23 protein-coding genes and 1 other RNA gene are annotated in these 25,994 nt (G+C 63.6%); 10 read left to right on the forward strand and 14 right to left on the reverse strand.

Annotation, left to right across the window (positions count from 1 at the left end):
- Window positions 1–13: 13 nt before the first annotated feature.
- From rnpB to CK224_RS26500, 5 genes are all read right to left on the reverse strand, one after another.
- Window positions 14–414: RNase P RNA component class A (gene rnpB, locus CK224_RS26480), an RNA gene on the reverse strand.
- 58 nt (window positions 415–472) lie between these two features.
- Complete coding sequence (locus CK224_RS26485; RefSeq protein ID WP_095783825.1) at window positions 473–1,183, reverse strand: transglycosylase SLT domain-containing protein; 711 nt, start codon at window positions 1,181–1,183, stop codon at window positions 473–475.
- A 185-nt stretch (window positions 1,184–1,368) separates the two neighbouring features.
- On the reverse strand, window positions 1,369–2,136 hold the full coding sequence (locus CK224_RS26490; protein WP_095783826.1) for an N-acetylmuramoyl-L-alanine amidase: 768 nt from the start codon (window positions 2,134–2,136) through the stop codon (window positions 1,369–1,371).
- Window positions 2,133–2,852: a DnaJ family molecular chaperone gene (locus CK224_RS26495; protein ID WP_067329023.1), complete on the reverse strand. Its 720-nt coding sequence runs from the start codon at window positions 2,850–2,852 to the stop codon at window positions 2,133–2,135. Before CK224_RS26495 ends, CK224_RS26490 begins: the two co-directional genes overlap by 4 nt.
- A gap of 133 nt (window positions 2,853–2,985) precedes the next feature.
- Window positions 2,986–3,186: a hypothetical protein gene (locus CK224_RS26500; protein ID WP_082954075.1), complete on the reverse strand. Its 201-nt coding sequence runs from the start codon at window positions 3,184–3,186 to the stop codon at window positions 2,986–2,988.
- Between the two features lie 173 nt (window positions 3,187–3,359).
- Here CK224_RS26500 and CK224_RS26505 point away from each other — a divergent pair, with 173 nt between their 5' ends.
- The 3 genes from CK224_RS26505 (at window position 3,360) to CK224_RS26515 (ending at window position 8,975) form a co-directional block, all read left to right on the forward strand.
- A complete protein-coding gene (locus tag CK224_RS26505) occupies window positions 3,360–6,983 on the forward strand; it encodes a hydantoinase B/oxoprolinase family protein (protein ID WP_095783827.1) in 3,624 nt (1,207 codons plus the stop codon).
- A gap of 82 nt (window positions 6,984–7,065) precedes the next feature.
- A complete protein-coding gene (locus CK224_RS26510; protein WP_095783828.1) occupies window positions 7,066–8,313 on the forward strand; it encodes a DUF3419 family protein in 1,248 nt (415 codons plus the stop codon).
- Window positions 8,310–8,975, forward strand: coding sequence for a class I SAM-dependent methyltransferase (locus CK224_RS26515; protein WP_095783829.1), 666 nt, complete (start codon window positions 8,310–8,312; stop codon window positions 8,973–8,975). The genes CK224_RS26510 and CK224_RS26515 overlap by 4 nt, the downstream gene beginning before the upstream one ends.
- 7 nt (window positions 8,976–8,982) lie before the next feature.
- On the opposite strand, the gene CK224_RS26520 is transcribed toward CK224_RS26515, so the two are convergent.
- Window positions 8,983–10,368 (reverse strand): serine hydrolase, encoded by a 1,386-nt coding sequence (locus CK224_RS26520; protein ID WP_095783860.1) that lies wholly within the window; start codon window positions 10,366–10,368, stop codon window positions 8,983–8,985.
- Window positions 10,369–10,597: 229 nt separating this feature from the next.
- Here CK224_RS26520 and CK224_RS26525 point away from each other — a divergent pair, with 229 nt between their 5' ends.
- Window positions 10,598–11,389 (forward strand): GH25 family lysozyme, encoded by a 792-nt coding sequence (locus tag CK224_RS26525; RefSeq protein ID WP_095783830.1) that lies wholly within the window; start codon window positions 10,598–10,600, stop codon window positions 11,387–11,389.
- Between the two features lie 171 nt (window positions 11,390–11,560).
- Window positions 11,561–12,739 (forward strand): lytic murein transglycosylase, encoded by a 1,179-nt coding sequence (locus tag CK224_RS26530; RefSeq protein ID WP_067329003.1) that lies wholly within the window; start codon window positions 11,561–11,563, stop codon window positions 12,737–12,739.
- Window positions 12,740–12,776: 37 nt separating this feature from the next.
- Here the strand turns inward: CK224_RS26530 and CK224_RS26535 are convergent, their stop codons facing one another.
- A complete protein-coding gene (locus CK224_RS26535; protein WP_095783861.1) occupies window positions 12,777–13,997 on the reverse strand; it encodes an alanine racemase in 1,221 nt (406 codons plus the stop codon).
- A 211-nt stretch (window positions 13,998–14,208) separates the two neighbouring features.
- On the opposite strand from CK224_RS26535, the gene CK224_RS26540 reads away from it, so the two are divergent.
- Window positions 14,209–15,129 carry a DMT family transporter gene (locus CK224_RS26540; RefSeq protein ID WP_095783831.1) on the forward strand — a complete coding sequence of 307 codons (921 nt, stop codon included), beginning with the start codon at window positions 14,209–14,211 and terminating at the stop codon, window positions 15,127–15,129.
- A 413-nt stretch (window positions 15,130–15,542) separates the two neighbouring features.
- On the opposite strand, the gene metF is transcribed toward CK224_RS26540, so the two are convergent.
- Together metF and CK224_RS26550 are read right to left on the reverse strand one after the other, a co-directional pair.
- A complete protein-coding gene (gene metF / locus CK224_RS26545) occupies window positions 15,543–16,460 on the reverse strand; it encodes a methylenetetrahydrofolate reductase [NAD(P)H] (RefSeq protein ID WP_095783832.1) in 918 nt (305 codons plus the stop codon).
- Window positions 16,460–17,467, reverse strand: coding sequence for a metalloregulator ArsR/SmtB family transcription factor (locus CK224_RS26550; RefSeq protein WP_067328997.1), 1,008 nt, complete (start codon window positions 17,465–17,467; stop codon window positions 16,460–16,462). The genes metF and CK224_RS26550 overlap by 1 nt, the downstream gene beginning before the upstream one ends.
- Window positions 17,468–17,608: 141 nt before the next feature.
- Between CK224_RS26550 and tsaA the strand changes: the two genes are divergently transcribed.
- The 3 genes from tsaA (at window position 17,609) to CK224_RS26565 (ending at window position 19,483) form a co-directional block, all read left to right on the forward strand.
- Entirely contained in the window at window positions 17,609–18,115 is a 507-nt protein-coding gene (tsaA, locus tag CK224_RS26555) for a tRNA (N6-threonylcarbamoyladenosine(37)-N6)-methyltransferase TrmO (protein ID WP_066990675.1), read from the forward strand.
- Window positions 18,112–18,426, forward strand: coding sequence for a DUF2293 domain-containing protein (locus CK224_RS26560; RefSeq protein ID WP_066990672.1), 315 nt, complete (start codon window positions 18,112–18,114; stop codon window positions 18,424–18,426). The genes tsaA and CK224_RS26560 overlap by 4 nt, the downstream gene beginning before the upstream one ends.
- Window positions 18,427–18,523: 97 nt before the next feature.
- Window positions 18,524–19,483 carry an aminotransferase class IV gene (locus CK224_RS26565; RefSeq protein WP_095783833.1) on the forward strand — a complete coding sequence of 320 codons (960 nt, stop codon included), beginning with the start codon at window positions 18,524–18,526 and terminating at the stop codon, window positions 19,481–19,483.
- 70 nt (window positions 19,484–19,553) lie between these two features.
- Here the strand turns inward: CK224_RS26565 and CK224_RS26570 are convergent, their stop codons facing one another.
- The gene (locus tag CK224_RS26570; RefSeq protein ID WP_095783834.1) at window positions 19,554–20,183 is read right to left on the reverse strand and encodes an MOSC domain-containing protein; all 630 of its coding nucleotides are present in this window, start codon (window positions 20,181–20,183) and stop codon (window positions 19,554–19,556) included.
- A 179-nt stretch (window positions 20,184–20,362) separates the two neighbouring features.
- Here CK224_RS26570 and CK224_RS26575 point away from each other — a divergent pair, with 179 nt between their 5' ends.
- Window positions 20,363–20,929, forward strand: a complete 567-nt coding sequence (locus tag CK224_RS26575; protein WP_095783835.1) for an isoprenylcysteine carboxylmethyltransferase family protein — start codon at window positions 20,363–20,365, stop codon at window positions 20,927–20,929.
- A 6-nt stretch (window positions 20,930–20,935) separates the two neighbouring features.
- Here the strand turns inward: CK224_RS26575 and CK224_RS26580 are convergent, their stop codons facing one another.
- The 4 genes from CK224_RS26580 to CK224_RS26595 all read right to left on the reverse strand — a co-directional run bounded on the left by CK224_RS26580 (window position 20,936) and on the right by CK224_RS26595 (window position 25,799).
- Window positions 20,936–22,057, reverse strand: coding sequence for a beta-ketoacyl-ACP synthase III (locus CK224_RS26580; protein ID WP_095783836.1), 1,122 nt, complete (start codon window positions 22,055–22,057; stop codon window positions 20,936–20,938).
- A 119-nt stretch (window positions 22,058–22,176) separates the two neighbouring features.
- Entirely contained in the window at window positions 22,177–22,944 is a 768-nt protein-coding gene (tam, locus tag CK224_RS26585) for a trans-aconitate 2-methyltransferase (RefSeq protein WP_095783837.1), read from the reverse strand.
- A 38-nt stretch (window positions 22,945–22,982) separates the two neighbouring features.
- Entirely contained in the window at window positions 22,983–24,632 is a 1,650-nt protein-coding gene (gene ettA, locus CK224_RS26590) for an energy-dependent translational throttle protein EttA (protein ID WP_095779096.1), read from the reverse strand.
- A 156-nt stretch (window positions 24,633–24,788) separates the two neighbouring features.
- Window positions 24,789–25,799: a ribonuclease gene (locus CK224_RS26595; protein WP_095783838.1), complete on the reverse strand. Its 1,011-nt coding sequence runs from the start codon at window positions 25,797–25,799 to the stop codon at window positions 24,789–24,791.
- Window positions 25,800–25,994: the final 195 nt, after the last annotated feature.

Consider the following 25,994-nt stretch of genomic DNA (forward strand, 5'->3'; position numbering starts at 1 on the left):
CGCTGTGGAGGAAAATGCCAGCTGGCCTGTAAGCCGGGTTCTGTATGGCCCCCACGCCTTGCGGCGCGGGAACGTGGCGGCCATTCATCTTGGGCGCATGTCGCCATGCGCCTCACGCAACCTACCCGGGCGGTGGGCCGGAAACAGCCCTCGAAGGTTTCCCTTCGCACCGCCCCTATTCGGTCTTGCTCCCGGTGGGGTTTGCCGTGCCGCTTCTGTTGCCAGTCGCGCGGTGGGCTCTTACCCCACCCTTTCACCCTTGCCGCGGCAAATGCCGCGGCGGTTTGCTTTCTGTGGCACTTTCCCTGGGGTCTCCCCCGCCGGCCGTTAGCCGGCACCGTGTCTCCATGGAGCCCGGACTTTCCTCACCCGCAGCCTTTCGGCTCTTGCGGGCGCGGCCGCCCGGCCAGCTGGCAAGGGCGTATAAAGGGATTCGCGCCTGAAAACGCAACAAAAAAGGCAACTGTCCCGCTTAGACAGGCGAACCGAGCGCTGCCATCTGCACCTTCACCTTGCTGCAATAGGCGGCCGAAATCGGATTCATCCGCGTCGCCCCATGTCCGGCATTGTATTTGAGGATGGTACCGCAGGTGGTGCCGCCACCTAGCCCCTGCGCCATGGCGAGGTACTTCATGCCGTATTTGATGTTGGTGTCGGGATCGAACAGTCCCTTGACCGAACCGGTATAGCCCATCATCCGGGCCGTCGCCGGCTTGATCTGCATCAGGCCGATCTCGCCGGCGCCGCCGACCATGTTGGGCCGGAAGTTGCTCTCGATCGTGATGACGGCCTTGGCCAGCGACACCGGCACGCCGTAGCTTGCCGCATAGCGGGCGATGATCGCCGAATATTGGCCGTCGCCAGTTGCCGAAGAAGACAAGGCGGGCTTTTCAGGACGGATGGAAGCTGTCGCGGTCAGGTCGATGGTTTGCCTGCTGCGCTTTGCGTAGCGTTTGACTCTTGATTTCGCGGACCGCGCTGCGGCGGCTTTCTGCACCTTCGCCGGGGTAGCTCTCTTGGCCGTCGAAGTCTTGGCGCTTGGCGCAGCCTTGGGCTTTGAAGGGGTCGCAGCAAGCCCGTTGTCCGCCGCCCGGAGGCTCAGGGGGGCGCTGTTCGCTGGGCTGAAGGCAAAAGTCATCACTCCGGCAGCAACGGCTGCCGCTACAACGGTCAATCTTTGCATGTATTCCTGTTCTGTTAGAACCGCGCGAAGAATTTCACGCGGCGAGGCCAATCCAACACCGGAGCATCTTGGAGGGATAGATGCCCGACAACTTGCGGGAGATGCGTTTGGAGACCGAATTGGCGCCAATAAAGGCGAGGCAATTCACTTTGTATGACAAATTGTAATTTAGACAGCTTGGCCGGCTATTTGGAAGAGGCTGCCTTTACCGCAGCCAGCAGCCTTTGGAGCGTGCTGATCGTCGAACCGTCCGCCACGCCGTCGACGAGCCGCCGTCGAAAATGCCGCTGAAACGCCGCCACCACGATTTCCGTCTGGCGGTCGAAGACACCCGATATCTCGGCCCTGTAGCCGTAAAGCGCCAGCATCGATTGCAGGGCTTCCACGTCAGCACCTGCGTCGCCCGCCTTCAGCGCCGCGCCCGTCCTGATCGGCGTCGCGGGAACCAGATGACCGACGCCGGCGGCAAAGAGCGCCTTCCAGGGAAACTTCTCGCCCGGGTCGACCTTGCGTCCCGGCGCCACATCGGAATGCGCAAGCACCCTTTGCGGTGGAATGGAATGCCGATCAGCGATCCCCGCGCATAAATCGATCACGGCCTTGATCTGCCGCTTCGGGAAGGTTTTGTAGCCCAGCGAATGCCCCGGGTTGACGATCTCGATGCCGACAGAGCAGGAGTTGATGTCGGTGCACCCGAACCATGAACTCTTGCCGGCATGCCAGGCGCGGTCGCTTTCGCGCACCATTTGCACGATGCGGCCGTCCTCATGCACAAGATAGTGCGAGGATACCTCGCTTGCCGGATCGCACAGCCAGGCCTCGGCCCCGGGCCCCGTCGGCATGCCGGTATAGTGCAGCACGATCATGTCGGGCCTGAGCGTCTCGCGTCGCGGACCGAAATTCGGCGATAGCCTGACCTCGGCACCCGGCTGGTCGGGCAAGAAACCGCTCATACGTGCCTGAGGCCCCGTTCGATCATCTCATAGGCGGCATTGATCGCTGCGACCCTTGTCGTGGCGATCTTGATGAATTCCTGCGGCAGGCCGCGCGCGATCAGCCGGTCGGGATGGTTGTCGGAGATCAGCTTGCGATAACGCTTCCTGACCTCCTCGAATGGCTTCCCGCGTTCGACGCCGAGAACCACATAGGGATCGGCGGCGCCGAGATTGACGTGGCGCGCCAGGATCGCCTGGTAATGCGCCTCATCGATCTGAAAAATCTCGGCGATGCGATGCAGGAATTGCCCTTCCCTCTCGTGAACCAGGCCATCCGCCTTGGCGATGTGGAACAGCCCGTCGAGTATGTCTTCCAGCATCTTGCAATTCGCATGACCGGAACCGCAAAGCTGCGACATGCGCTGGGCGTAGATCTCAAATCCGGCAACATCGCGCTTGGCGAGGTCATAGAGGCGCGCCACATTGCGCGTTTCGCTCGGCGGCACCTCAAAGATTTCCTGGAAGGCGCGCACCTCGTCCTGGGTGACGATGCCGTCGGCCTTCGCCATCTTGGCCGAAAGCGCGATCATCGCCACCGAGAAGGCCACGCGCCGGCGTAGATCCGGGTCGCCCGAGTACATGGTCCGCACGGCCTCGACGACATCGCCGACGCCCGAGGACGCCGACGACGAAACACGAGCGATGAAGTCGCCGAGGCGGTCCCAAATCGACATGCGGCTTCTTAGTGCGAACCGGGCACCGCTATCAAGCCGGGACGATGCCGCAGGTCGAACGACTTTGAGGACAGTCCCGCCAAAAGGAAGGCCGGCACAGGGGCCGGCCTTCCTGATTTCAGTGGATGAACTTCTACTGCGCGGGCGCAGCAGGAGGTGTTGCCGGAGCCGGTTCAGCAGGCTTCGAAGGGTCAGGGGTGGCCGGCTTCATTGGCTGTTCGTTGGCCGGCGGGTTGGTGCTCTGCGTGGTGGTGTTGTCGGTGCTGCTGTCGCTGCAAGCCGCGACCCCCAGCAGGGCGAGCGCCGAAACAGACGCCAGAATAAGCTTCTTCATGGTATCTCTCCTTCAGAAAACGCTCACGTTTCGGTGAACGTCGCAGAGGAAATGCAGAAATCGGACCCGGGTTTCGTAACGTTGCGTTTCCATGTGTAACACCAAGCGCATGGTTGCCGGGGCCAAAACGGCGAACTAACAGAACGGGTTGTCGCAGATAACGGATAAGCAGCATGCAGGACGCCGCAGCCAACAAATGGGATTTCTGGATCGACCGGGGCGGGACCTTCACCGATATCATCGGCCGCGATCCGCAAGGCCGACTGCATCCCCGGAAGCTTTTGTCGGAGAACCCTGAGGCCTATGCCGATGCCGCCATCCAGGGCATCCGCGAACTGCTTGGACTGAAAACCGGCGCCGCCATCCCCGCGGAGCGGATCGGCGACATAAAAATGGGTACCACTGTCGCTACCAACGCGCTGCTGGAGCGCAAGGGCGACCGCGTGCTGCTGCTCATCACCAGGGGTTTTCGCGACGCGCTGCGCATCGCCTATCAGGCGCGGCCGGATATTTTCGCCAAGGAGATCATCCTGCCCGAACAGCTCTATGAGCGGGTGGTAGAGATCGACGAGCGCGTGCGCGCGGACGGGTCCGTCGAGCGCCTGCTCGACATCGCCGCCTGCCGCCCGGCGATCGAGCAGGCCAAGGCCGACGGCATCGACGCGGTCGCCATCGTCTTCATGCACGCCTGGAAATATCCCGACCATGAAAAAGCAGTCGCGAAAGTCTGCCGCAAGATCGGCTTCAGCCAGATATCGGTCAGCCACGAGGTCTCGCCGCTGATCAAGCTGGTCGGTCGTGGCGACACCACGGTGGTCGACGCCTATCTGTCGCCGATCCTGTCACGCTACGTGCAAAGGGTGGCGGGAGAATTGGGCGCCGGCCCGCGGCTGATGTTCATGATGTCATCGGGCGGGTTGACCGCCGCCGACATGTTCCAGGGCAAGGATGCGCTGCTTTCCGGCCCGGCCGGCGGCGTCGTCGGCATGGTCGAGACGGCGAAGCTCGCCGGCTTCGACAAGGTCGTCGGCTTTGACATGGGCGGCACCTCGACCGACGTCGCCCATTATGACGGCGAATACGAGCGCGCCTTCGACACTGAAGTTGCCGGCGTGCGCATCCGCGCGCCGATGATGCGTATTCATACCGTCGCGGCCGGCGGTGGCTCGATCCTGCATTACGAGGCCGGTCGCTTCCGCGTCGGCCCGGACTCCGCCGGAGCCAATCCCGGCCCGGCCGCTTACCGACGCGGCGGCCCGCTCGCCGTCACCGACGCCAATGTCATGCTCGGCAAGCTGCAGCCCGATGTCTTCCCGGCGATCTTCGGCCCCGGTCAAGACCAGCCGCTCGACGTCGCCACCGTGCGCGAAAAATTCGCCGCTTTAGCCGCCGAGATCGGCGATGGACGCTCGCCCGAAGCGGTGGCCGAGGGTTTCGTCACCATCGCCGTCGAGAACATGGCCAACGCCATCAAGAAGATTTCGGTGCAGCGCGGTTACGATGTCACCGAATATCTCCTGAACTGTTTCGGTGGCGCCGGCGGCCAGCATGCCTGCCTCGTCGCCGATGCGCTCGGCATGGAAGCGGTGCTTATCCACCCCTTCTCCGGCTTGCTTTCGGCTTACGGCATCGGGCTGTCGACGGTTTTCGCCTCGCGCCAGCAGGCGTTGCTGAAGCCGCTCGCCGAAGAGTCCCGCTCCTCGATCGAGGACCTGATTGCGACCTTGCACCAGGGCGTCATCGCCGAGCTTGCAGTGCAAGGCATTGCGCAAGACGCCATCGCCTCAAAGCCGGTCCTGCAGATCCGTTATGACGGCACCGACACGGCTTTGCCGGTCAACTTCGAGCACGGCTCGATTTTTCGCGCCAGGAGCGATTTCGAGGCCGCCCATAAAGCGCAATTCGGCTTCGTCTACGAAGACAAGCCGATGATCGTCGAGGCAGTCGGCGTCGAAGGCAGCGATGTCGGGACCGCCGGCCGCGACGAAAGTGAATCAGGGCTCGAAGACCAGGTGGCAAGCCCCTGGCAGTCCCGGCAATTCTTCGCCGACGGCGCCTGGCGCGATGCCGGCATCTTCCGTCGCGAGGATTTGAAGCCCGGTCACAAGGTGGCCGGCCCTGCGCTCGTCATCGAGCCGAACCAGACCATCGTCGTCGAGGTGGGCTGGCAGGCCGAGATCACGGCCAGGAACCATGTGCTGCTGCGGCGTACAGAGAAAAAGGCCCGGCAGGCGGCGCTTGGCACCGAAGCCGATCCGGTGATGCTCGAGGTCTTCAACAACCTTTTCATGTCGATCGCCGAGCAGATGGGCGTCACGCTGCAGAACACCGCCTATTCCGTCAACATCAAGGAGCGACTGGACTTTTCCTGCGCCGTGTTCGACCGCCATGGCGCGCTGGTCGCCAACGCGCCGCACATGCCGGTGCATCTGGGGTCCATGGACCGCTCCGTCGAAACCGTCATCCGCCTGAATTCGGGCGATATCCATCCCGGCGACGTTTTTGCGCTCAACGCGCCCTACAATGGCGGCACGCATCTGCCCGACATCACCGTGGTGACGCCGGTGTTCGACGACGCACGCAAGGAAATCCTCTTCTGGGCGGCCTCGCGCGGCCACCATGCCGATGTCGGCGGCACGGCGCCCGGCTCGATGACGCCTTTGGCCACAACCGTCGACGAGGAAGGCGTGCTTTTCGACAATTTCCGCATCGTCGATCGCGGCCGCTTCCGCGAGGAGGAACTTGAGGCGCTCCTCACCGACCATCCCTATCCTGCCCGCAATCCCGCCCAGAACATCGCCGACCTCAAGGCGCAGATCGCCGCCAACGAAAAGGGCGTGGCGGAGTTGCGCAAGATGGTCGCGCATTTTTGCCTCGCTGTCGTCGAGGCCTATATGGGCCATGTTCAGGACAATGCCGCCGAGAGCGTGCGCCGCGTGCTGGAAAGGCTGCCCGACAGTTCCGACTACGAGTATGCCACCGACACCGGCCAGGTGATCAAAGTGAAGATCACCGTCGATCGGCAAAGGCGCGACGCGACGGTCGATTTCACCGGCACCTCGAAGGTCATGAAGAACAATTTCAATGCGCCGGAGCCGGTGGCGCGAGCCGCTGTGCTCTATGTCTTCCGCGTCATGGTCGAGGACATGATCCCGATGAACGCCGGATGTCTCAGGCCGATCAACATCGTCATCCCCGACGGTTGCATGCTCAAACCCTCCTACCCTGCCGCCGTCGTCGCCGGCAATGTCGAGACCTCGCAGCATGTCACCAACGCGCTGTTCGGCGCCATGGGCGCGATGGCCAACGCGCAAGGCACAATGAACAATCTCACCTTCGGCAACCGGCAATACCAGTATTACGAGACGATCTGCTCCGGCTCGCCGGCCGGCCAAATGAATTCGGGCCGCGGCTTTGCCGGTACCTCCGGCGTCCACACGCATATGACCAATTCGCGGCTTACCGATCCCGAAGTCCTGGAGCTGCGCTTCCCGGTCGTGCTGGAAGACTTCCACATCCGGGATGGTTCCGGCGGCAAAGGCAAATGGAACGCCGGCAGCGGCACCAAACGCACGATCCGCTTCCTCGAAAAAATGGAATGCGCCATCCTCTCCTCGCACCGCAATCGCCCGCCGCAGGGTCTGAACGGCGGCGGCGACGGGGAGGCCGGCTCGACCAAGGTCAGACGCAACGACGGCTCGATCGAGGTGCTGAAGGCCTGCGACCAGACCACGCTCGACGCGGGCGAGGCCGTCATCGTCGTCACGCCGACGCCCGGCGGATTCGGCAAGGCCTAAGCTTAACGTCGGCAGCCTGTCACCCGCCTGTCACAACGCTGCGCTACCCGCTTGCGCCAATGCAAACGGGAATCAGCTTGCCATGTCGGATGTATCGGGAGAACTCGTTTTTCGACGCGGCAAGGAGGTTGGAAAAGCCGTCTACCAGAACCGCGCCCTGTCGAAGGACGGCATTTCCGAGCGGCTTTTCGCCTTCCTGTTTTCCGGCCTCGTCTATCCCCAGATCTGGGAAGACCCGGAGGTCGACATGGACGCCATGCAGCTTGGCGCCGGCCATCGCGTCGTCACAATCGCATCGGGCGGCTGCAACATTCTGGCTTACCTCACCCGCTCGCCGGCCCGGATCGACGCCGTCGACCTCAACGCCGCGCACATCGCGCTGAACCGCATGAAGCTGGAGGCGGTGCGCCATCTGCCCTCGCAGGGCGATTTGTTCCGCTTCTTCGGCGCAGCCGACACCAGCCACAACTCGGAAGCTTACGACCGCTTCATCGCGCCGCATCTCGACCCGGTCAGCCGTCACTACTGGGAGCGCAGGAACTGGCGCGGCCGCCGCCGCATCGCGGTTTTCGACCGCAACTTCTACCAGACCGGCCTGCTTGGCCTCTTCATCGCCATGGGCCATCGTGTGGCAAAACTGTTCGGTGTCGATCCGGCCGGCATCATGAAGGCCGAGAACATCGGCGAGCAGCGCCGTTTCTTTAACGAGCAGCTGGCGCCGGTCTTCGACAAGAAGCTGCTGCGCTGGGCGACATCGCGCAAGGCTTCGCTTTTCGGTCTGGGTATCCCGCCGGCACAGTACGACTCGCTGATCACGTCCGGCGACGGTTCGATGGCGAGCGTCTTGAAGGCGCGGCTGGAGAAGCTCGCCTGCGATTTCCCGCTGAAGAACAACTATTTCGCCTGGCAGGCCTTTGCCCGCCACTATCCGCAGCCCGGCGAGGCAGCTCTGCCCGCCTATCTGGAACAGCGCAACTACAGGACGATCCGCGCCAACACCGAACGCGTCGCCATCCATCATGCCAACTTGATCAAATTCCTCGCCGGCAAGGATGCGGGCTCGGTCGATCGCTTCGTCCTGCTCGATGCGCAGGACTGGATGACCAACGATCTGCTCAACGATCTGTGGACCGAGATCACCCGCACGGCCTCGGTTGGCGCGCGCGTGATCTTCCGCACCGCGGCCGAGCCCAGCCTGCTGCCGGGCCGCGTCTCCAGTTCCCTGCTCGACCAGTGGCGCTACGAAGCCGAGGCCTCGCGCGAATTCTCGGCCAGGGATCGTTCGGCGATCTATGGCGGCTTCCATCTCTATGTGAAGCGCGCCGCATGAGCACGACGGAGCTGCCGGTCCGCCATGCCGAACTGATGGACGGCGTCTATCGCTGGCAGCGCCATATCTACGACATCACCCGCAAATACTACCTGCTCGGCCGCGACCGGCTGATAGCGGGGCTCGACGTGCCGCAAGGCGGTACCGTGCTCGAGCTCGGCTGCGGTACCGGCCGCAACATCGTACTTGCCGCCCGCGGCTATCCGGACGCCCGCTTCTTCGGTTTGGATATCTCGGCCGAGATGCTGGAGACGGCAAACGCGGCCATCGCTCGCGAAGGTCTCTCCGACAAGGTCAAACTGGCGCGCGGCGACGCCACGGATTTCGATCCCGCGGCGCTCTTCGGCGCACGGCATTTCGACCGTGTCTTCGTATCCTATTCGTTGTCGATGATCCCCGGCTGGCAGAAGACTGTGTCGGCCGCGCTTGCCGCGCTCGCACCCGGCGGCTCGCTGCATGTCGTCGATTTCGGCCAGCAGGAAGGTCTGCCAAACTGGTTCCGGGCCTTGCTGCGCGGCTGGCTGCGGAAATTCCATGTCACGCCGCGCGCCTCGCTGCGCGACGTCCTTGACTCGGAGTCGAAACGGACCGGCGCAACCTTCCGTTTCAGAACGCTTTATCGCGGCTATGCCTGGCTCGGCGTCATAGGAGCTCGAAAATAGAGAAGCCCTACTGATGCAGGGCCTTGACCAGCGCGGCCACCATCGTCTGCGGCCGATAGCCCAGCTTGGCAGGTGTCAGCCCGAGCCGTACCACCACCAATTGCTCCGACGGAATGATGGCCACTGTCTGGCCGTCATGGCCTTCCATCCAGTAGGTGTCCTTGGGCAGGCCGGCGGCAGCGCCCGCACCCGGACTCTCCTCATCGCCCGGGCCCTCGATCCACACCTGGCCGTTCCCGTAAACCTTCGAGGCCGGCGCCGGCTGCCGCATCCAGTCGACGAAGCCGGTGGGCAGGATCTGGGCGCCGTTCCAGACACCGCCCTGCAGAAGGAACTGGCCGAAGCGGGCCCAGTCGTGCGCCGTGGCATAGAGATAGGACGAGCCGACGAAAGTGCCCCGCTCGTCGGTTTCGAGCACCGCGCTGCGCATGCCGAGCGGCTCGAACAGCGCCGTGCGTGGCCAGCTCAGCGCCTTCGCCTTGTCGCCGATTGCCTCCTGCCACAGCCGAGACAGCATGACAGCCGTGCCGCTCGAATAGGAAAATGCCTTGCCCACCTCGCCGCCGAGCGGCTTGGCCTCGGCAAAGCCCGCCATGTCCGGCTCGAGATAGAGCATGCGCGTCACGTCGGCGACGTCGCCATAATCCTCGTTGAACTCCAGCCCGCTCGACATCGCCATCATGTCGGCAAGGCTGATCGCCGCCCGACCGTCGGCCTTCCACGGCGAGAACAGGCCCTTCTTGTCGAGAGCCATCTTGCCGTCCTTGACCAGCGTGCCGACGATCGCGGCGTTCACCGTCTTGGTCATCGACCAGCCGAGCAGCGGCGTCTTGGCCGAAAAACCCTCGCCATAGCGCTCCGCGACGATGCGGCCGTTCTTCACCACCGCGACCGCGCGCATGCCAGTCCCGACCATCGCGGCATCGTCGACGATCTTCGTGACGGCGGGGTTTTGCAGGGCGTCCACCCTTTCGCCCTCCGGCCAGAGCGCATCCTGCAAGGCCACCGCCAAAGGCTCGATATGGACGGAGGTCTGCCGCGCCCTGCCGGTGTCGCCATCCGGAACCGACGCGCAGCCGACCCCGTCGCGCTCTACGGCGACGCTCTTGCCAAGCATCCAAAGCAGGCCCGCCGAAACGAGGCCCCTTTCCTTGTCGACGGATACCTTCATCAGCTTGAGCAGCGGATGGCCCGGCGCCTGCACGTCGACGGCCAGCACTTCATTCGAGTCGCGGCCGGCGATGAACACGTTGGAGCAGACGATCTTGGCCGCATAGCCCGAGCCGACACGGATCAGTTCGGGCGGCGCAAGATAGAGCCAGGCGAAGAGCGCGACCACCGCCAGCACAATGAGGCCGAGCAGCCATTTGATGAACTTCACAACAGCCCGCATCTTTCCGCCCTTGGATTTTCCGGTTCGCTTTATGTCATCGATTTGCCGCCATTGCTTCTCCAAAATCATAGTCGATGTCGAGCGCCGTCAATGGATTATCAACCATGTTCGGCGATGAACGGAGAGACTGGGCGGTCCTGTGGGGCGATCGTCCGGAGGGGCGCGCGGAAGCGACCACCATCAGTGAAGGACCCATCAGCGGCCGGCTGATCCCGGCTCGGGGGATACTATGCGCCGTCTTGCGGCCATCCTGATGCTTACGCTGTTGAGCGCCTGCTCGACCGTGGACGATCTATCGCCGCTGGCGCCGTCATCGCAGACGATCGCCCTGCGCGCGCCCCGTTTCGAAGATTCCAAGCCGCATGAATGGGACAGCGGCGCGCCGTGGAATTATGCGGTCCACGGCACCGACGTCTCAAAATACCAGACCTCTGTCGACTGGCCGACGGCCAAGGCCAGCGGCATCTCCTTCGCCTTCATCAAGGCGACCGAGGGCGGCGATCGCTTCGACGATTATTTCAACGAGCACTGGGCACGCACCAAGGCCGTCGGAATCCCGCGCGCGGCCTATCATTTCTTCTATTTCTGCACCCCGGCCGCCACCCAGGCGCGCTGGTTCATCGCCAATGTTCCGAAAGATCCGTCGGCGATGCCGCCGGTGCTCGACATGGAATGGAACCCGAAGTCGCCGACCTGCCGACTGCGCCCTGATCCCGCGACGGTGCGCAGCGAGATGACCACCTTTCTCGAGATCGTCGAGCGCCATTATGGCAAGAAGCCGATCATCTATACGTCGCTCGACTTCTTCGATGACAATAACCTGGCGACGTTCCGCAGCTATCCTTACTGGCTGCGCTCGGTCGCCGGCCATCCGCGCCAGAAGTATGGCAGCCATCCTTTCACCTTTTGGCAGTACACCGGAACCGGCATCGTGCCCGGCATGACCGGCAAGTCCGACATCAATGTTTTCAACGGCTCGGAAGCCGCCTGGAACAAGTGGCTGCGGCAGAACACCCGTTGACATCGGCCCCCTTGCCTGTTTTCGACATGGCGGGCGGTGATAGTTGCAACCGCTGGCGATGCGGAGCGGCGCACCCCACCGGGGTGCCGCACGGCGCTCCTGAATTTTGAAATCTACGCATGATGCGTCCGCACCCGGCCGTGATCATGCCCCGGTCTCGTAAGGGAAGCGATGCGATTGCGCGTTGAAATCCTGGCGGCGCTGCTGGTCGGCGCTTTCGCTTGGCCTGCGGCGGCGCAGGAATGCGGCGGCGATTTCGAAGCGTGGAAACAGGGCGTGGCCGCGGAAGCCAAGGCAGCCGGCGTCGGCGCCGTTGGCCTGAAGGCGCTGGAAAATGCCGCGATCGACGAGAAGGTGCTGGCGCGCGACCGCGCTCAAGGGGTGTTCGCCCAGACCTTCACCCAATTCTCGAACCGCATGATCTCGGCCTATCGCCTGAAGCAGGGCGCGGCCAACCTCAAGAAATATGCCGACGTTTTCGCGCGCGCCGACAAGGAATTCGGCGTGCAGCCGGCCGTCATCACAGCGTTCTGGGGACTGGAGACGGATTTCGGCGCCGTGCAGGGCGATTTCCACACGCTGGACGCGCTGGTCACCCTCGCGCATGACTGCCGCCGCCCTCAGTTGTTCCGGCCGCAATTGGTGCCGTTGCTGACCTTGATCGACCGCGGCGTGCTGCCGGCCGACGTCAAGGGCGCCTGGGCCGGCGAGATCGGCCAGACGCAAATTCTACCGACCGACTATCTCGCCCGCGGCGTCGACGGGGACGGCGACGGCAAGGTCGATCTCCGGAACAGCGTGGCGGACGTGATCATGACCACGGCCGACAAAATCCTGTCGCGCGGCTGGAAGCGCGACCAGCCCTGGGTCGAGGAGGTGCGCGTTCCCGACGACATGCCCTGGGACCAGACCGGCCGCACCAACAAGCTGCCGCTGTCGCAATGGGCCCAATGGGGCGTGACCAATCCGGACGGCACGCCGCTCGTCGACAACGGCCTGAAGGCCGGGCTCGCCTTGCCCATGGGTCGCAAGGGTCCAGCCTTCCTGACCTACGATAATTTCGACGTTTATCTGGAATGGAACCAGTCCTTCACTTACGCGCTCACCGCTGCGGTGCTGGCGACCCGTCTGGCCGGGGCGCCGCAATTCGACCCGCGCACGCCCGAGCCCGGCCTCAACGGTGACCAGATGAAGGCCCTGCAGACCAAGCTTGAGGCCAAGGGCTACGATGTCGGCACGGTCGACGGCATTCTTGGCACCAACACCCGCGAAGCGATCCGCAAGGAGCAGATGCGCCTGGGCATGGCCGTGGACGGTTGGCCGACGCCGGAGTTGCTGGCGAAATTGTAGCGCCCTGTCCTTCTCCCACAAGGGGAGAAGGGGGAGCTCAATCCGCCATCGTTTCCAAGCTCGCGAAACCTTGCGGCGCGTCGCCCTCGTCGAACGGCGTCGTCACCTCCACGAACGTGTCGGGATAGAACCCGTTGAATCGCGTCCTCAGCGACAGCGAGTAGGCGCCGATATGGCCGATCTCGATCCAGTCGCCGGTGTCGACCGTTTCCGGCAGCCAGAACGGCCTCGACAATATGTCGACGGAATCGCACGTTGCGCCGCAGACCTTGAACGGCACGACCGTCTTGTCGCTGCCATTGCGCGTGCGGATCGCCGGATCGGGAATGAAGCGCGCCGGCAGCGTGATCTTGCCGGTCCATGAATCCGAGAGCGACGCCCAGATGCCGTCATTGATGTAGAGCCTTTTGCCCTTGCGCAAGAGCACGCGCACGATCAGCGACAGGCAGCGCGCCACGATCACGCGGCCGGGTTCGGCGACCAGCGGCATCTCGTCGAACTGGTATTCCTTGAGGTCGCCGGCCAGCCGCGACATGAGCTGGCCGAGCGACGGCATCTCGATGTGCTTGCGGTTGGGATCGTGGCCGTACTCGGCCGGAAAGCCGCCGCCCACGTCAAGCCCGGCAATGTCGAAGGTCAGCCGGTTGCGCACCCAGTCGGCAGAGGCCAGCGCGCGCTCGTAGGTGTCGGGGTCCTCGATCTGGCTGCCGACATGGAAGCAAAGCCCGACCTTGTAGCCGGTACGGTTGAGCCGCTCGGCAAGCTCCACCGCATTGGCGGGACCGGCGCCGAATTTCTTCGACAGCTCATAGGCCGCGTGGCCCTTGGTCTGGATGCGCACGAAGACGGTGAGAGCGCCGGGATCGATGTCGAGCGCACGCACCACGCGCGTCAGCTTGGTGATCTCGTCCTCATGATCGAGCGAAATCACGCGGATGCCGTATTTCTCCAGCGCCAGCTTGATGTCCGATTGCGCCTTGATCGGATGCATGTAGAGCATTTCGGACTCGGGCGAGACGGCCCGCACGGCGGCGAACTCGCCGGGCGAGGCGACGTCGAAGGCGCTCACGCCAGCCTCGACCAGCGTCTTCAGCACGATCTGCTCGCCATTGGTCTTGACCGCATAGGCGGTCTTGCCCGGGAACATGCCCATGAACTGCAAAGCATCGGCCTTAAGCACCTGCGGGCGGAAGCAATAGACCGGATCGTCCGGACGAAGCGCCAGTGCCGCCTCGCGGGCATTTTCGAATCGCTGCATGGACGAATCCTTGATCTCGGCGCGCACAATTAATCCTAGCTAGACGCCAAAGAAAACAGTTCTGTGTCTCGCCTTCGCCTGCGAGCGTCCGCACCCTTTGCGCCACGCTAAACCACTGGTCAGGTTTCGGGTGGCCCTTGCCACCGAACCGTATATCGATTGGAGCTGGTTCGGGGATTGAGGGAGCGATCGGCATGGGAGGGGTGACGACATGACGATGGCGGCTGGCGCCGCGCCGACACGCGGACCGATGACGCTCAGGGATTGGGCGCAGCTCCTGCTGCTCGGCGCGATCTGGGGCGGCTCCTTCTTCTTTGCCCGCATTGCCGTGGCGGAGATCCATCCTTTGGCGCTGGTGCTGTTTCGCGTCGCCATCGCGACGGCCGCGCTTCAGCTCTATCTGGCGATCCGCGGCCCGTCCTTCCGTCTCGCCTTTCCCCACGCCGGCCTGTTCTTCCTGCTGGCGTTGGCCAACAATGTCATTCCGTTTTCGCTGATCTTCGCCGGCCAGACCGAGCTCGGCGCCGGTATTGCCTCTGTGCTCAATGCCACGACGCCATTTTGGACGCTGCTCCTCGCCAATGCGCTCACCGCTGACGAAAAACTGTCCTGGAACAAGCTGGCCGGTATCTCGCTCGGCGTTGCAGGAACAGCTGTGATGATCGGTCCTGGTTTGGCTGTCGGTCTCGGCGAGCCGGTCTGGGCCAAGCTCGCGCTGATCGGCGCCTCGGTGTCATACGCGATTGCCCTGATGATCGCGCGCCGCTTCAAGGGGGTGCCTGCGCCGGTCATCGCCACCGGGCAACTGACCGCATCGACCATCATCATGATCCCCGTCGTGCTGATTGCCTACGGCCCGGCCGGGCTGTTTTCGGTCTCGCCGCCGGTCTGGGCCGCGGTGCTCGGGCTGGCCCTGCTCTCCACAGCCTTTGCCTACATCCTCTATTTCAACCTCGTTGCCTCGGCCGGCGCCACCAACGCCTCGCTGGTCACTTTGATCGTACCGGTGAGTGCCGTGCTGCTCGGATTCCTGTTTCTGGGCGAGCGGCTGCAGCTCTTCGAAATGGGCGGCATGGCGCTGATCGGAGTCGGTCTGATCACCATTGACGGGCGCCTGTTCGGCCGATGGTAGCGGTGCCATGCCACGGCTTCGCCATAATTTATTCACAAACCCTTGGATCGATTTTTGCCGAAGAGTTTCAATGGCTAACGGCAAATTCGAGGTCGCAAATTCCACAATCGCGTCGCAATGCAGCACATTTTCCGCTTGCCTGTGACCCAAATGACTCTAGATTCCGGCCATAGCTCTTAAGAGGAGGCTATGGCATGGGACTGACGAGGCCAATCAACGCATTGATGATTTGTGCTGCGTTTGCATTCATCGGCGCCCTTATCATGGGCGTTCTTCCCTGACCCGCCGAAGCCGGGAAGACCAGCACCGAGGATGAGTCCAACCGATTCGAAAAGGCCGGGTTCCGCCCGGCCTTTTCCGTTTCAATCATTGTTTGGGATGCATGTCGTTTCGCAAAACCGCTGCACACTTCATCAGGCCGCGGCCGAGCCGGCCGCCTCCGCCTCATGCGAGCGGATGCCGATCATGTGGCAGACGGCGAAGACCAGATCGGCACGGTTCATCGTGTAGAAATGGAAATCGCCGACGCCGCGCTCGACCAGATCATGGACCTGCTCTGCCGCGACCGCTGAGGCCACCAGTGCATGCGTTTGCGGATCGTTCTCCAGCCCTTCGAAGCGCTCGGCCAGCCAGGCCGGCACCAGCGCGCCGCAGCGGGAGGAAAAATTGGCGACCTGGGTGAAGTTGTGCACCGGCAGGATGCCCGGCACGATCGGGATGTAGATGCCGGCGCGGCGCGCGCGCTCGACATAGCGCTCGTAGAGGTCGTTGTCGAAGAAGAACTGGGTGATCGCCCGCGTCGCGCCATTGTCGACCTTGCGCTTGAGCATGTCGATGTCGGTGGCGAAGTCCGGGCTTTCCGGATGCTTTTCCGGATAGGCCGAGACCGAGATGTCGAAATCGCCGACGCTCTTCAGCGCCCCGACCAGTTCGGCGCCGTTCGCATAACCATCGGGATGCGGACGATAGGCGGTCCCCACGCCTGCTGCCGGATCGCCGCGCAAGGCGACGAAACGGGTGACGCCAAAGTCGGCGAATTCCTGGATGACGGCGTCGACCTGATGCCGGGCCGTGTCGACGCAGGTCATATGCGCCGCCGGCGTCAGCGTCGTCTCGTTGAGAATGCGCTTCACGGTGCGCGCCGTGCGCTCTCGGGTCGAGCCGCCGGCACCGTAGGTCACCGAGACGAAGCGCGGCTTGAGCGGCTCGAGCCTTGTGACGGTGTCCCAGAGCCTTGCTTCCATCTCATCCGTTTTGGGCGGGAAGAACTCGAACGAAACCCGGACCTTGTCGCCAATATCGGGGCGGCGGGAAAAGCGGAACTGGTTCATCAGGCTGTTTCCCTTGCTGGAAGTGTGTCGTTGGACGGATCGGCGATCAGCAGGCGGCGATCGCGACCCAACCAGAGCTTGACGGTGAGTCTCGCCTCGGCCTGGCCGCGCGGCTCGAACTCCTGGCTCTCTTCGAGGTCAAGTCCTGCCTCCTCGAACCAGTCGGCGATCTGCCGGTCGGAAAAGCCGAGCCGCATATGCGCGTGCTGGTCGCGCAGGAACTCCAGATTGTGAGGCGCGAAATCGACGATCACCAGCCTGCCGGACGGACGCAACAGCCTCGCCGCCTCGCCGATGGCGCGGGCCGGATCGTCGAGATAGTGCAGAACCTGGTGGATGGTGACGAGATCGAAGGCGTTGCGCTCGACGGGCGGCGAAAAGATGTCGCCCTGGCGCACCTGCGCATTGGCGACGCCGGCCTTGTCGAGATTGGCGCGCGCCACCGTCAGCATCTCGCGCGACATGTCGATGCCGACGCCGCGCCGGTAGAGCGGCGCGAAGATCTCCAGCAGCCTGCCCGTGCCGGTGCCGAGGTCGAGCATCGACTGGAACGGCCGTTTGCCGACAAGCTTGAGCAGTGCCGCTTCCACCGCGCGATCCGGCACATGCAGCGAGCGGATGCGATCCCAGCTGGCGGCGTTCTCCGAAAAATACTCCGCGGCCCGGTCCTGCCGCTTGCGCTTGACAGCGGCCAGCCGCTCCAGGTCGCGCACCACCTGCGGGTCGGCCTCGCGCACGCCAGAGACCAGCCGCTGAACGAAATCGCGCGAGCTGTCTGTGTCCGATAGCCTGAAAAAGGCCCAGGACCCTTCCTGGTAGCGGCCGATCAGCCCGGCATCGAGCAGCAGCTTCAGATGCCGTGAGACGCGCGGCTGCGACTGGCCAAGGATTTCGGTGAGGTCGGAGACCGTGAGATCGCCGCGCGACAGCAGCACCAGAATGCGCAGGCGGCTGGATTCGGCAGCCGCCTTCAATGTATCTACCATCGTGTCGAGCGTGACATGCATGAAAGGTTCTCGCTGAAAGATATAAAGATATGTTTATGTCGAATTTGAAAGCCTGGCAAGCGCTATGTCGCTCCCTGACAAGAAAATGGCGCAGCCATGATCCGCGCATTGCAGGCCATGCGTCCGCGGATTGATTGAACGATGTTCGAGAGACGCGAGGACGAGACGCTCTTGGAAAACGACCCGGCCGATCTGCCGCCGGACGGCCATGTCGTCTTCATCGGCCGGATCGCCTCGCCTTGGACGAGCCGCGAGGATTGTCCCAAGAACATGCGCGCCGCCCGCGAGACCGGCCGGACTGCGGCCATCCTGATCGACAAGCCCTACCGCCGGGGGCTGCAGAACCTCGATCGCGCCAGCCACATCGTCATCCTGTCCTGGCTCGATCATGCCCCACGGAATTTGATTGTGCAGAAACCGCGCCATGCGGCTGAACCGAAAGGCGTTTTCTCGCTGCGCTCCCCTGCCCGGCCGAACCCTGTCGGCCTGCACATCGCGAAGCTCGTCGCGCTCGATATCGAGGAAGGCCGGATCGAGATCGACGCCATCGACGTGCTCGACGGCACGCCGGTCGTCGACATCAAGCCCTACTATGCGTCGACCGATGCCTTCCCTGAGGCGGCCATTGCCGGACGCGAGGAGAAATGAGCGCGCCGACCGGCCGCCGCCGCGCGATTGCCAAGGCGCTCACCGCGCTCTTGCCGCTCGCCCCCTATTCCGACATGGAAAAAATCCGCGCCGATGCCGGAGCCGTGCATATGAAGAGCTTGCCGCCGACGATCGCGGTGTGGCTGGCAACCATCGCGCATGTCCGCCACACCCATACCGACTATGACAAACTGCTGGCCGAAGGCTATGACCGCGACTCGGCACGCTTCTTTGTCATCGACGAGACCAATGAGGTGCTGACCCGCTGGCGCGCGACGCGGCTGCTGGAAGAGGATGACGAGGACGAGTAAAGCACAGGCTAGGCTAGACAGCGCCGTTGGCCTGGCTCTTACTTCATTCGAAGCGGGACGCTAGCCTGCCTTTCCACAACGACGAAGAAGGAGCGAAATGAGCCAAGCCGCCCCCGCGCCTGCCGCGCCACTACCCGTTCTGTCAGAGCGTCATCTCGATCCGCATGCCTATCCCAACGGCGTCGCTTACCTCGATGGACAATATCTGCCGATGTCGCAGGCAAAGGTGTCGGTGCTGGACTGGGGCTTTCTGCATTCCGACGCCACTTACGACACGGTCCATGTCTGGGACGGCCGCTTTTTCCGTCTCGATCTGCATCTCGACCGTTTCTTCGGCGGGCTGGAAAAGCTTCGCATGACCATCTCGTTCGACCGCGACGGCGTTGCCGAAATCCTGCACAATTGCGTCGCGCTGTCCGGCCATCGCGCCGCCTATGTCGAGATGCTGTGCACGCGCGGTGCCTCGCCGACCTTCAGCCGCGATCCGCGTCAGGCGATCAACCGGTTCATGGCTTTCGCCGTCCCCTTCGGCTCGGTCGCCAATGCCGAACAGTTGCGAAGCGGCCTCCACGTCGCGATCAGCGACAAGGTCCGTATCCCACCTGCCTCGATCGATCCCTCGATCAAGAACTACCATTGGCTGGACCTGGTGCGCGGGCTCTACGACGCTTATGACCGCGGCGCCGACACCGCGCTGGTCCTCGACTTCAACGGCAACCTCGCCGAAGGTCCAGGCTTCAACGTGTTCTGTGTCAGGGCAGGCAAATTGACCACGCCCGCCGTCGGCGTGCTGCCCGGCATAACGCGCCGCACCGTGTTTGACCTGTGCGCCGAGGCGCGACTGTCCGCGGTTGCCGCGGATGTCAGCGTGGCCGCGCTCAAGTCAGCCGACGAAGTCTTCATCACCTCGACGGCCGGCGGCATCATGCCCGTCACGATGATCGACGGTGCTCCGGTTGCCGATGGCAAGGTCGGGGCGATCACTGAGCGTCTGATGCGCCTCTACTGGCAAAAGCACGAGGATCCGGCTTGGTCGAGCGCGGTGCGCTACGGATGACGACCAAAGCCACTCCAACAGTTCACTCAGAGCGAGACTTGAACCGGCGATATCCAAAGCCGAAGCCCGATCACGCGCGATAGATCCACTGCTCCGGCACCCGCACCGAAATCTCTTCGCCTGTCCTGATGATGCCGGGTTTTTCGACCCAGGCGACCAGACCGCGCAGCCTCTTCGCCGTCTTCGGAAACAGAAAGGCCGTCGCGTCGCGATCCGCCGCGTTGACATGTTCGGCGATCGATTGCCCGGCGACCCGGCAGGGCTTGTTCTGGCCGTCGATCTTGATCGTCACGCCGCCCTTGAAGAACAACAGCGACCCCGCCGGCAGCATCGAAAGATGCGGCAGGCCTTCGATCATCAGGTTGGCGCCGATCCATTCCGCCTTGATCTCCTCGAGGCCCATGCGGTGGGCGACGATGGCGAGCTCATTCGCGGCGACGAGCGACAATTGCCGCTCGTTGCGCATTTCGGTGCCGCGCGGGTACCAGGGCTCGCGCCCGCCGGAGCGCCGCGTCGCGCCGGCATGGAAGTCACCCTCGATCCCGTCGAAGCCAAGGCGCAATTCGTCCACGGGCCTTGTCTCGAAATGATCGGACGGCGCGGCATAGAGTGCCGCTGCCAATGCTGTCAGCTTGCGGCCGGCGACGATGTCGGCCGTCGGCTCCGCCGACGGAAAAAGCTCTAGGTTCGTTTCCTGCATAGCGTTGGTCTAGAGACGCTCGGCTACTCGGTCCAGTCGAAAGCGCTGATGATCCGATCACAGCGCTTGATGGCGATCACGACTTTCTTACCTGAAGACGCCGCACGCTTTCACGTTCCGCCGCATTGCCGCCGCGCCGGCGGCGTAAATGGCGGCGCGAACTTGGGAGGGTTCAGATCATGCAGGTTCAACATGCGATCGCCGCGCTCTGGCTGGCCTGGGTGGTGTCTTGGGTGCTGGCCGCCGCGTGGGCCGATCCAGCGCAAAAGCGCGCGGACTTCAAGGCTGAGGCCCGTTACCGGGTTCTCTGGCTGGCCGGCACCTTTCTGCTGTTCGCGCCGGCGCACGGCTATGTCGGCCGATTGCGGCTGTGGACGCCGACGCTTGCCGAGGGCTGGATCTGCGTCGCCCTGATCGCGATCGGCATCGCTTTCGCCTGGTGGGCGCGCTTGCATCTCGGTCGGCTGTGGTCGGGCACCGTCACCGCCAAAGCCGATCACCGCGTGGTCGGCACCGGTCCCTATCGGCTGGTCCGCCACCCGATCTACACCGGCCTGCTGGTGTCGATCCTCGCTACCATGGCAGCCAAGGGCACTGTCTGGGGTGTTGCCGGCACTGCCCTGCTGCTCGTCGGCATCGTCGTCAAGGCCAGGCTGGAAGAGAGCTTCCTGCGCGGCGAGCTCGGCCCCGCCTATGACGACTATGCCAGACGCGTGCCGATGCTGGTGCCGTTCGTCCCCGCCTGAGCCGGTTTACAACATCCTCAGCAGCGCGCCGCCGATCGAATAGCCGGCGCCGAAGGCGCAGAGCAGGCCGAAATCGCCGGCCTTCATGTCCGCATGATTTTCGGCCAGTGCCACGATGGCGCCGGCGCCCGCCGTGTTGCCGAGGCGTTCCAGCACCATCGGCGCGCGGTCGTGGTCGACATCGTGGCCGAAGGCGAGTTTCAGGATCATCGCATTCATGCGCGCATTGGCCTGATGCAGCCAGAAGCGGCGGATGCCTTGCGGCGTCAGACCATGCTCGGCCAGGAACTCGACGATGAATTTGTGGCCCGCGACCGTGACTTCCTTGAACACCTTGTTGCCGACCTGCTTGATCAGATTGCCCTCGAGTTTGATCTGGTAGGGATCGTCCTGGGCAGTGCGGGTGTGGTAGCCGAGATTGGTGCGGATGTTGTTCGACATTTGCGTCCAAGTGCGCGTGTCGAGCACCTCGAAGCGTCCCGGCCGCTTCTCGCCCTGGTCGAGCCCTTCGATGACCATCGCGACTGACGCGTCGCCGAAGATGAAATGCGTCTGCCGGTCGCGGAAGTTCAGATGGCCGGTGATGATTTCGGGCGTCGACACCAGGATGCGCTTGTGCGCCCCTGCCCTGACAAGGTTGACCGCGATGTGCAGCGCCGCCGCGGCGGAAGAGCAGCCGAGCCCCATGTCGAAGCCGGCGCCCTTGCTGCCCAGCGCTTGCTGCATCTCGATGGCGATCGCCGGATAAGGCCGCTGATGATGCGAGGCCGAGCAGATCACCAGATCGATATCCGAGCCTTCCACGCCGGCATGGGCGATGGCCTTTTTGGCCGAAGCGATGCCGAACTCCGCCTGCAGCGACAGCGCGTCGTCCGGCCGGGCCGGAATGCGCGGCGCCATGCGGGTCGGATCGAGGATGCCTTCGCGTTCGATCACATGGCGGGTCTGCACGCCCGACGCATGGACGATGAAGTCGCTGTCCGACTTCTGCAGCAGCGTCTCGCCCGCGACGGCGCGGCGCGCATTCTCGGTGTCGACCCAGCTGTTGAAGCTTTCGACCAGCTCTTCATTGGTGATGACAGGCTCGGGGATTTCGGCGCCGATGCCGCTGATGATGACGCGATGCATGTCCAATCCGTCCGAGGCACGGCCCTTTGTGCCGGAGCGCGCTACCCTTGTCGCATTTGGCCGGTTTATGCCAGCCTAAATCGCAGTTCCGGCTATCGCGATGAGTTGACCGGAAACGGTCAGGCCCGCTTGGCAATGATGAAGATGCGCGGGAAGCGCAGCAGCACCTTGCCGGTCGCCGTCTTCGGATAGGCCTTTGCGATCTTTGCGGTGTAGCTTTCGAGGAATGTCTTTCTCTCGTCCGCGTCGAGCGGATCGAGGAACGGCTTCAGCCCCGTCGCCTTAACCCATTCGACGATCGCTTCGGCATCGGCCAACGGATGATGGTAGATCGTGTGCCAGATATCCACGCGATCGGCGAGCGGCGACAGAAGATCGTAGTAGAAGGAAACCGGGGGCAGCGGCGCGCGGGCGGCACTCCTGAGCTTGGCCGAGAACGGCATCTCGGCCGCGGTGTCGCGCATCAACCGATGCGAGGGTTCGCCAAGATTATCAGGCATCTGGATGGCCAAGGCGCCGCCCGGCGCGAGCAGCCCGATCAGCCGCTGGAACACCGCCGGATGCTCCGGCAGCCATTGAAAGACCGCGTTTGCGAAGATCACGTCGACGGGCTGTGCCGGCTGCCATGCGGAAGCATCGGCTAGCTCGAAATTGACGTTGGGCAGCCGCGCCTTCGCCTTCTCGATCATGTCGGGTGAGGTGTCGAAGCCGCTGACCTCCGCATCCGGCCAGCGCTCGACCAGCAGCTCCGTCGAGTTGCCCGGACCGCAGCCAATATCGACGACGCGGCGCGGGAAGTCGACCGGGACTTGTGCTGCCAGGTCCCGCGCGGGCCGCGTGCGCTCGTCCTCGAACTTCAGATATTGGGCGGCGGACCAGTCAGCCATTTCAGAACCTCATATTTGTTCGCCGCCCATGGACTTTGCTACCGCGTCAGCCGCTTGTGCGTCATGCGGTGCGGGGTTGCCGCTTCCGCGCCCAGGCGGCGCAGCTTGTCCTTCTCATATTCCTCGAAGTTGCCTTCGAACCATTCGACATGCGCGTCGCCCTCGAAGGCGAGCATGTGGGTCGCCATGCGGTCGAGGAACATGCGGTCGTGGCTGATGATCACCGCGCAACCGGCATAGGCTTCGAGCGCATCTTCCAGCGCGCCCAGCGTTTCGGTGTCGAGATCGTTGGTCGGTTCGTCGAGCAGCAGCACATTGCCGCCGCCCTTCAGCATCTTGGCCAGATGCACGCGGTTGCGCTGGCCGCCGGAAAGATTGCCGACCTTCTGCTGCTGGTCGCCGCCGCGGAAGTTGAAGGACGAGCAGTAAGCGCGGCTGTTGACCTCGTGCTTGCCGAGCTTGATGACCTCGGCGCCGCCCGAGATCTCTTCCCAAACCGTCTTGTTCGGGTCGAGCGCGTCGCGGCTCTGGTCGACATAGCCGAGCTTCACAGTCTCGCCCTTGCGGATCGAGCCGGCATCCGGTGTTTCCTGACCGGTGATCATCTTGAACAGGGTCGTCTTGCCGGCGCCGTTCGGGCCGATGACGCCGACGATGCCACCCGGCGGCAGTTTGAACGACAAATCCTCGATCAAAAGCTCGTCGGCAAAGCCCTTGTTGAGGCCCTCGACCTCGATGACGACATTGCCGAGGCGCTCGCTCGACGGGATGACGATCTGCGTGTCGGTCGGCTTGCGGTTCTGCGACTGCTCGACCAATTCCTCATAGGCCTTGATGCGCGCCTTGGACTTGGTCTGGCGCGCCTTCGGCGAGGATTGGATCCATTCGCGCTCGCGCCAGATCGCCTTCTGGCGGGCGTCGTCCTCGCGCCCTTCCTGGATCAGGCGCTTGGCCTTGGCGTCGAGATATCTGGTGTAGTTGCCCTCGTAGGGAATGCCGCGGCCGCGGTCGAGCTCGAGAATCCAGCCGGTGACGTTGTCGAGGAAGTAGCGGTCGTGGGTGATGATCAGCACCGAGCCCGGATAGTCGCGCAGGTGCTTTTCCAGCCACTGCGTGGTCTCGGCGTCGAGATGGTTGGTCGGCTCGTCGAGCAGCAACAGGTCGGGCTGCTCGAGCAGCAGCCGGCAGAGCGCCACGCGGCGCCGCTCGCCGCCCGACAGGTTGGTCACTTCTGAATCGGCCGGCGGGCACTGCAGGGCGTCCATCGCCATCTCGACCTGCTGCTCGAGATCCCACAGGTTCAGCCGGTCCATCTCGTCCTGCAGCTTGGCCGACTCGTCCGCCGTCTCGTCGGAATAGTTCATCATCAGCTCGTTATAGCGCTCGATGATGGCGGTCTTCCTGGCGACGCCGTCCATGACGTTTTCACGCACGGTCTTGCTGTTGTCGAGCTGCGGCTCCTGAGCGAGATAGCCCACGGTCGCGCCTTCGGCCAGCCACGCCTCGCCCTGAAACTCCTTGTCGAGCCCGGCCATGATGCGCAGGATGGTCGACTTGCCCGAACCGTTGGGGCCGAGGATGCCGATCTTGGCGTCCGGATAGAAGGACAGGTGGATGTTATCGAGCACCTTCTTGGTGCCGTAGGCCTTCGAGAGGCCTGACATGTGATAGATGAACTGGCGAGCCACGCGCGCTTTCCCTGAAACTGAACTGTCGAATTGGGTGGAGTTGCGCGCTATGTAGGCGATGAAGCGCCGAACGGCAATCGCTTTCGGCACGCCGCGATCTTCACCAGCCGGCGATCATGCTCGGTTCGGCGGCCAGATCCGGGCCTGGCACGCGCCCTATTGGAACCCTATCGCGTCGACCGTGCCCTTCGGGCAGCCCGCCTTGCTCGTCGGCGCCGAGGCGATCAGCAGGCTGGCGAGCTTGCTGTCGGGGCCGATCGGACCGGAGAGACCGAGCGTCAGCTCGCCGATCAACCGCCTTCCGCTCGACGGATCGACAAGGCAGGAGACGCGCACGCGGTCGCCGGCGCCCTTGCCGAAGGCCTGGTCGAAGGCATTGCGGATCTGCTCCGATGTCAGCTGCTTGCCGATGTTTTTGACAAAGAGATCGCGCACCGGCGAGGCGTTCACCGCGCGCATCAGATTGAGCGCGTCGGAGAAATACTCTTGCTGGCTCTTGCCGTAGCAGGTGCCGTGCTTGATCCATTCATGGCGCTCCAGCTTGGACGCCGTGCCCGGCATCATCTGGTCGAGCTCGGCGCGCGTGTTGGCGTCGAGTTCGACGGGTGGCAAATCTCCCCAATGCGCGGGATTGTCGTTGGCCTTGTCGCCCGCCGACACCTGGCAATAGAAATTGCCGTTCGGCTGCGGCCACAGCCCATGCAGCGTGAAGTGCGAAGCGTCGAATTCGTTGGGATTCTGCGCCTTGCATTCGGGTTTGCTGGCCTTGGTCTCACAGAACGCGGGCTGCCAGCTCAGCGCGAACACATATTCAGGCTTGCCGGAACCAGGTTGCGACGGCTTCATCGGATCGGCCGGCGAGGGCGTGGCGGACGCGCTGCTGCCGGTGACATGCCCGCAGCCGATCTTCACCCAGCGTCGCTCCGGATCGGCGCCAGGAACCTGGATGAGATAATGGGTGGGCTCGTCCTTGTTGCCTGCCAGAAGCTGATAGGTCTGTCCCGCTTCGGTAGTCACGTTGCCGGAGTTCTTGCCGCTCCTGATGGCTTGCGTTGCCGGACAGGCGCTGTCGGCCACGAAGGTGCCGCGCATCTTCACATCGGCCTGAGCCGCGCCGGCGCCAACCTGGGCCAGAACAACCGAACCCCATACTGCCCAAACCCGCATTCCCGCTCTCCCGGCGATCATCGAAGCGTATCGGATTCGCCACATTAGAACAGGCGACGTGTCAGAATTGCGATCTTTGTCGTCGCGCGAAAATAATCCCCAGGAGAGCGATAAGCGCACTCCACATGGCTCGAAAGGATCGCGCTCTCTTGACGCAGCCGAAGCCCTCGCCCATCAGTCGCCAAGGGAGCGAGA

Source organism: Mesorhizobium sp. WSM3862 (genome assembly GCF_002294985.1).
Classification (GTDB): Bacteria; Pseudomonadota; Alphaproteobacteria; order Rhizobiales; family Rhizobiaceae; genus Mesorhizobium.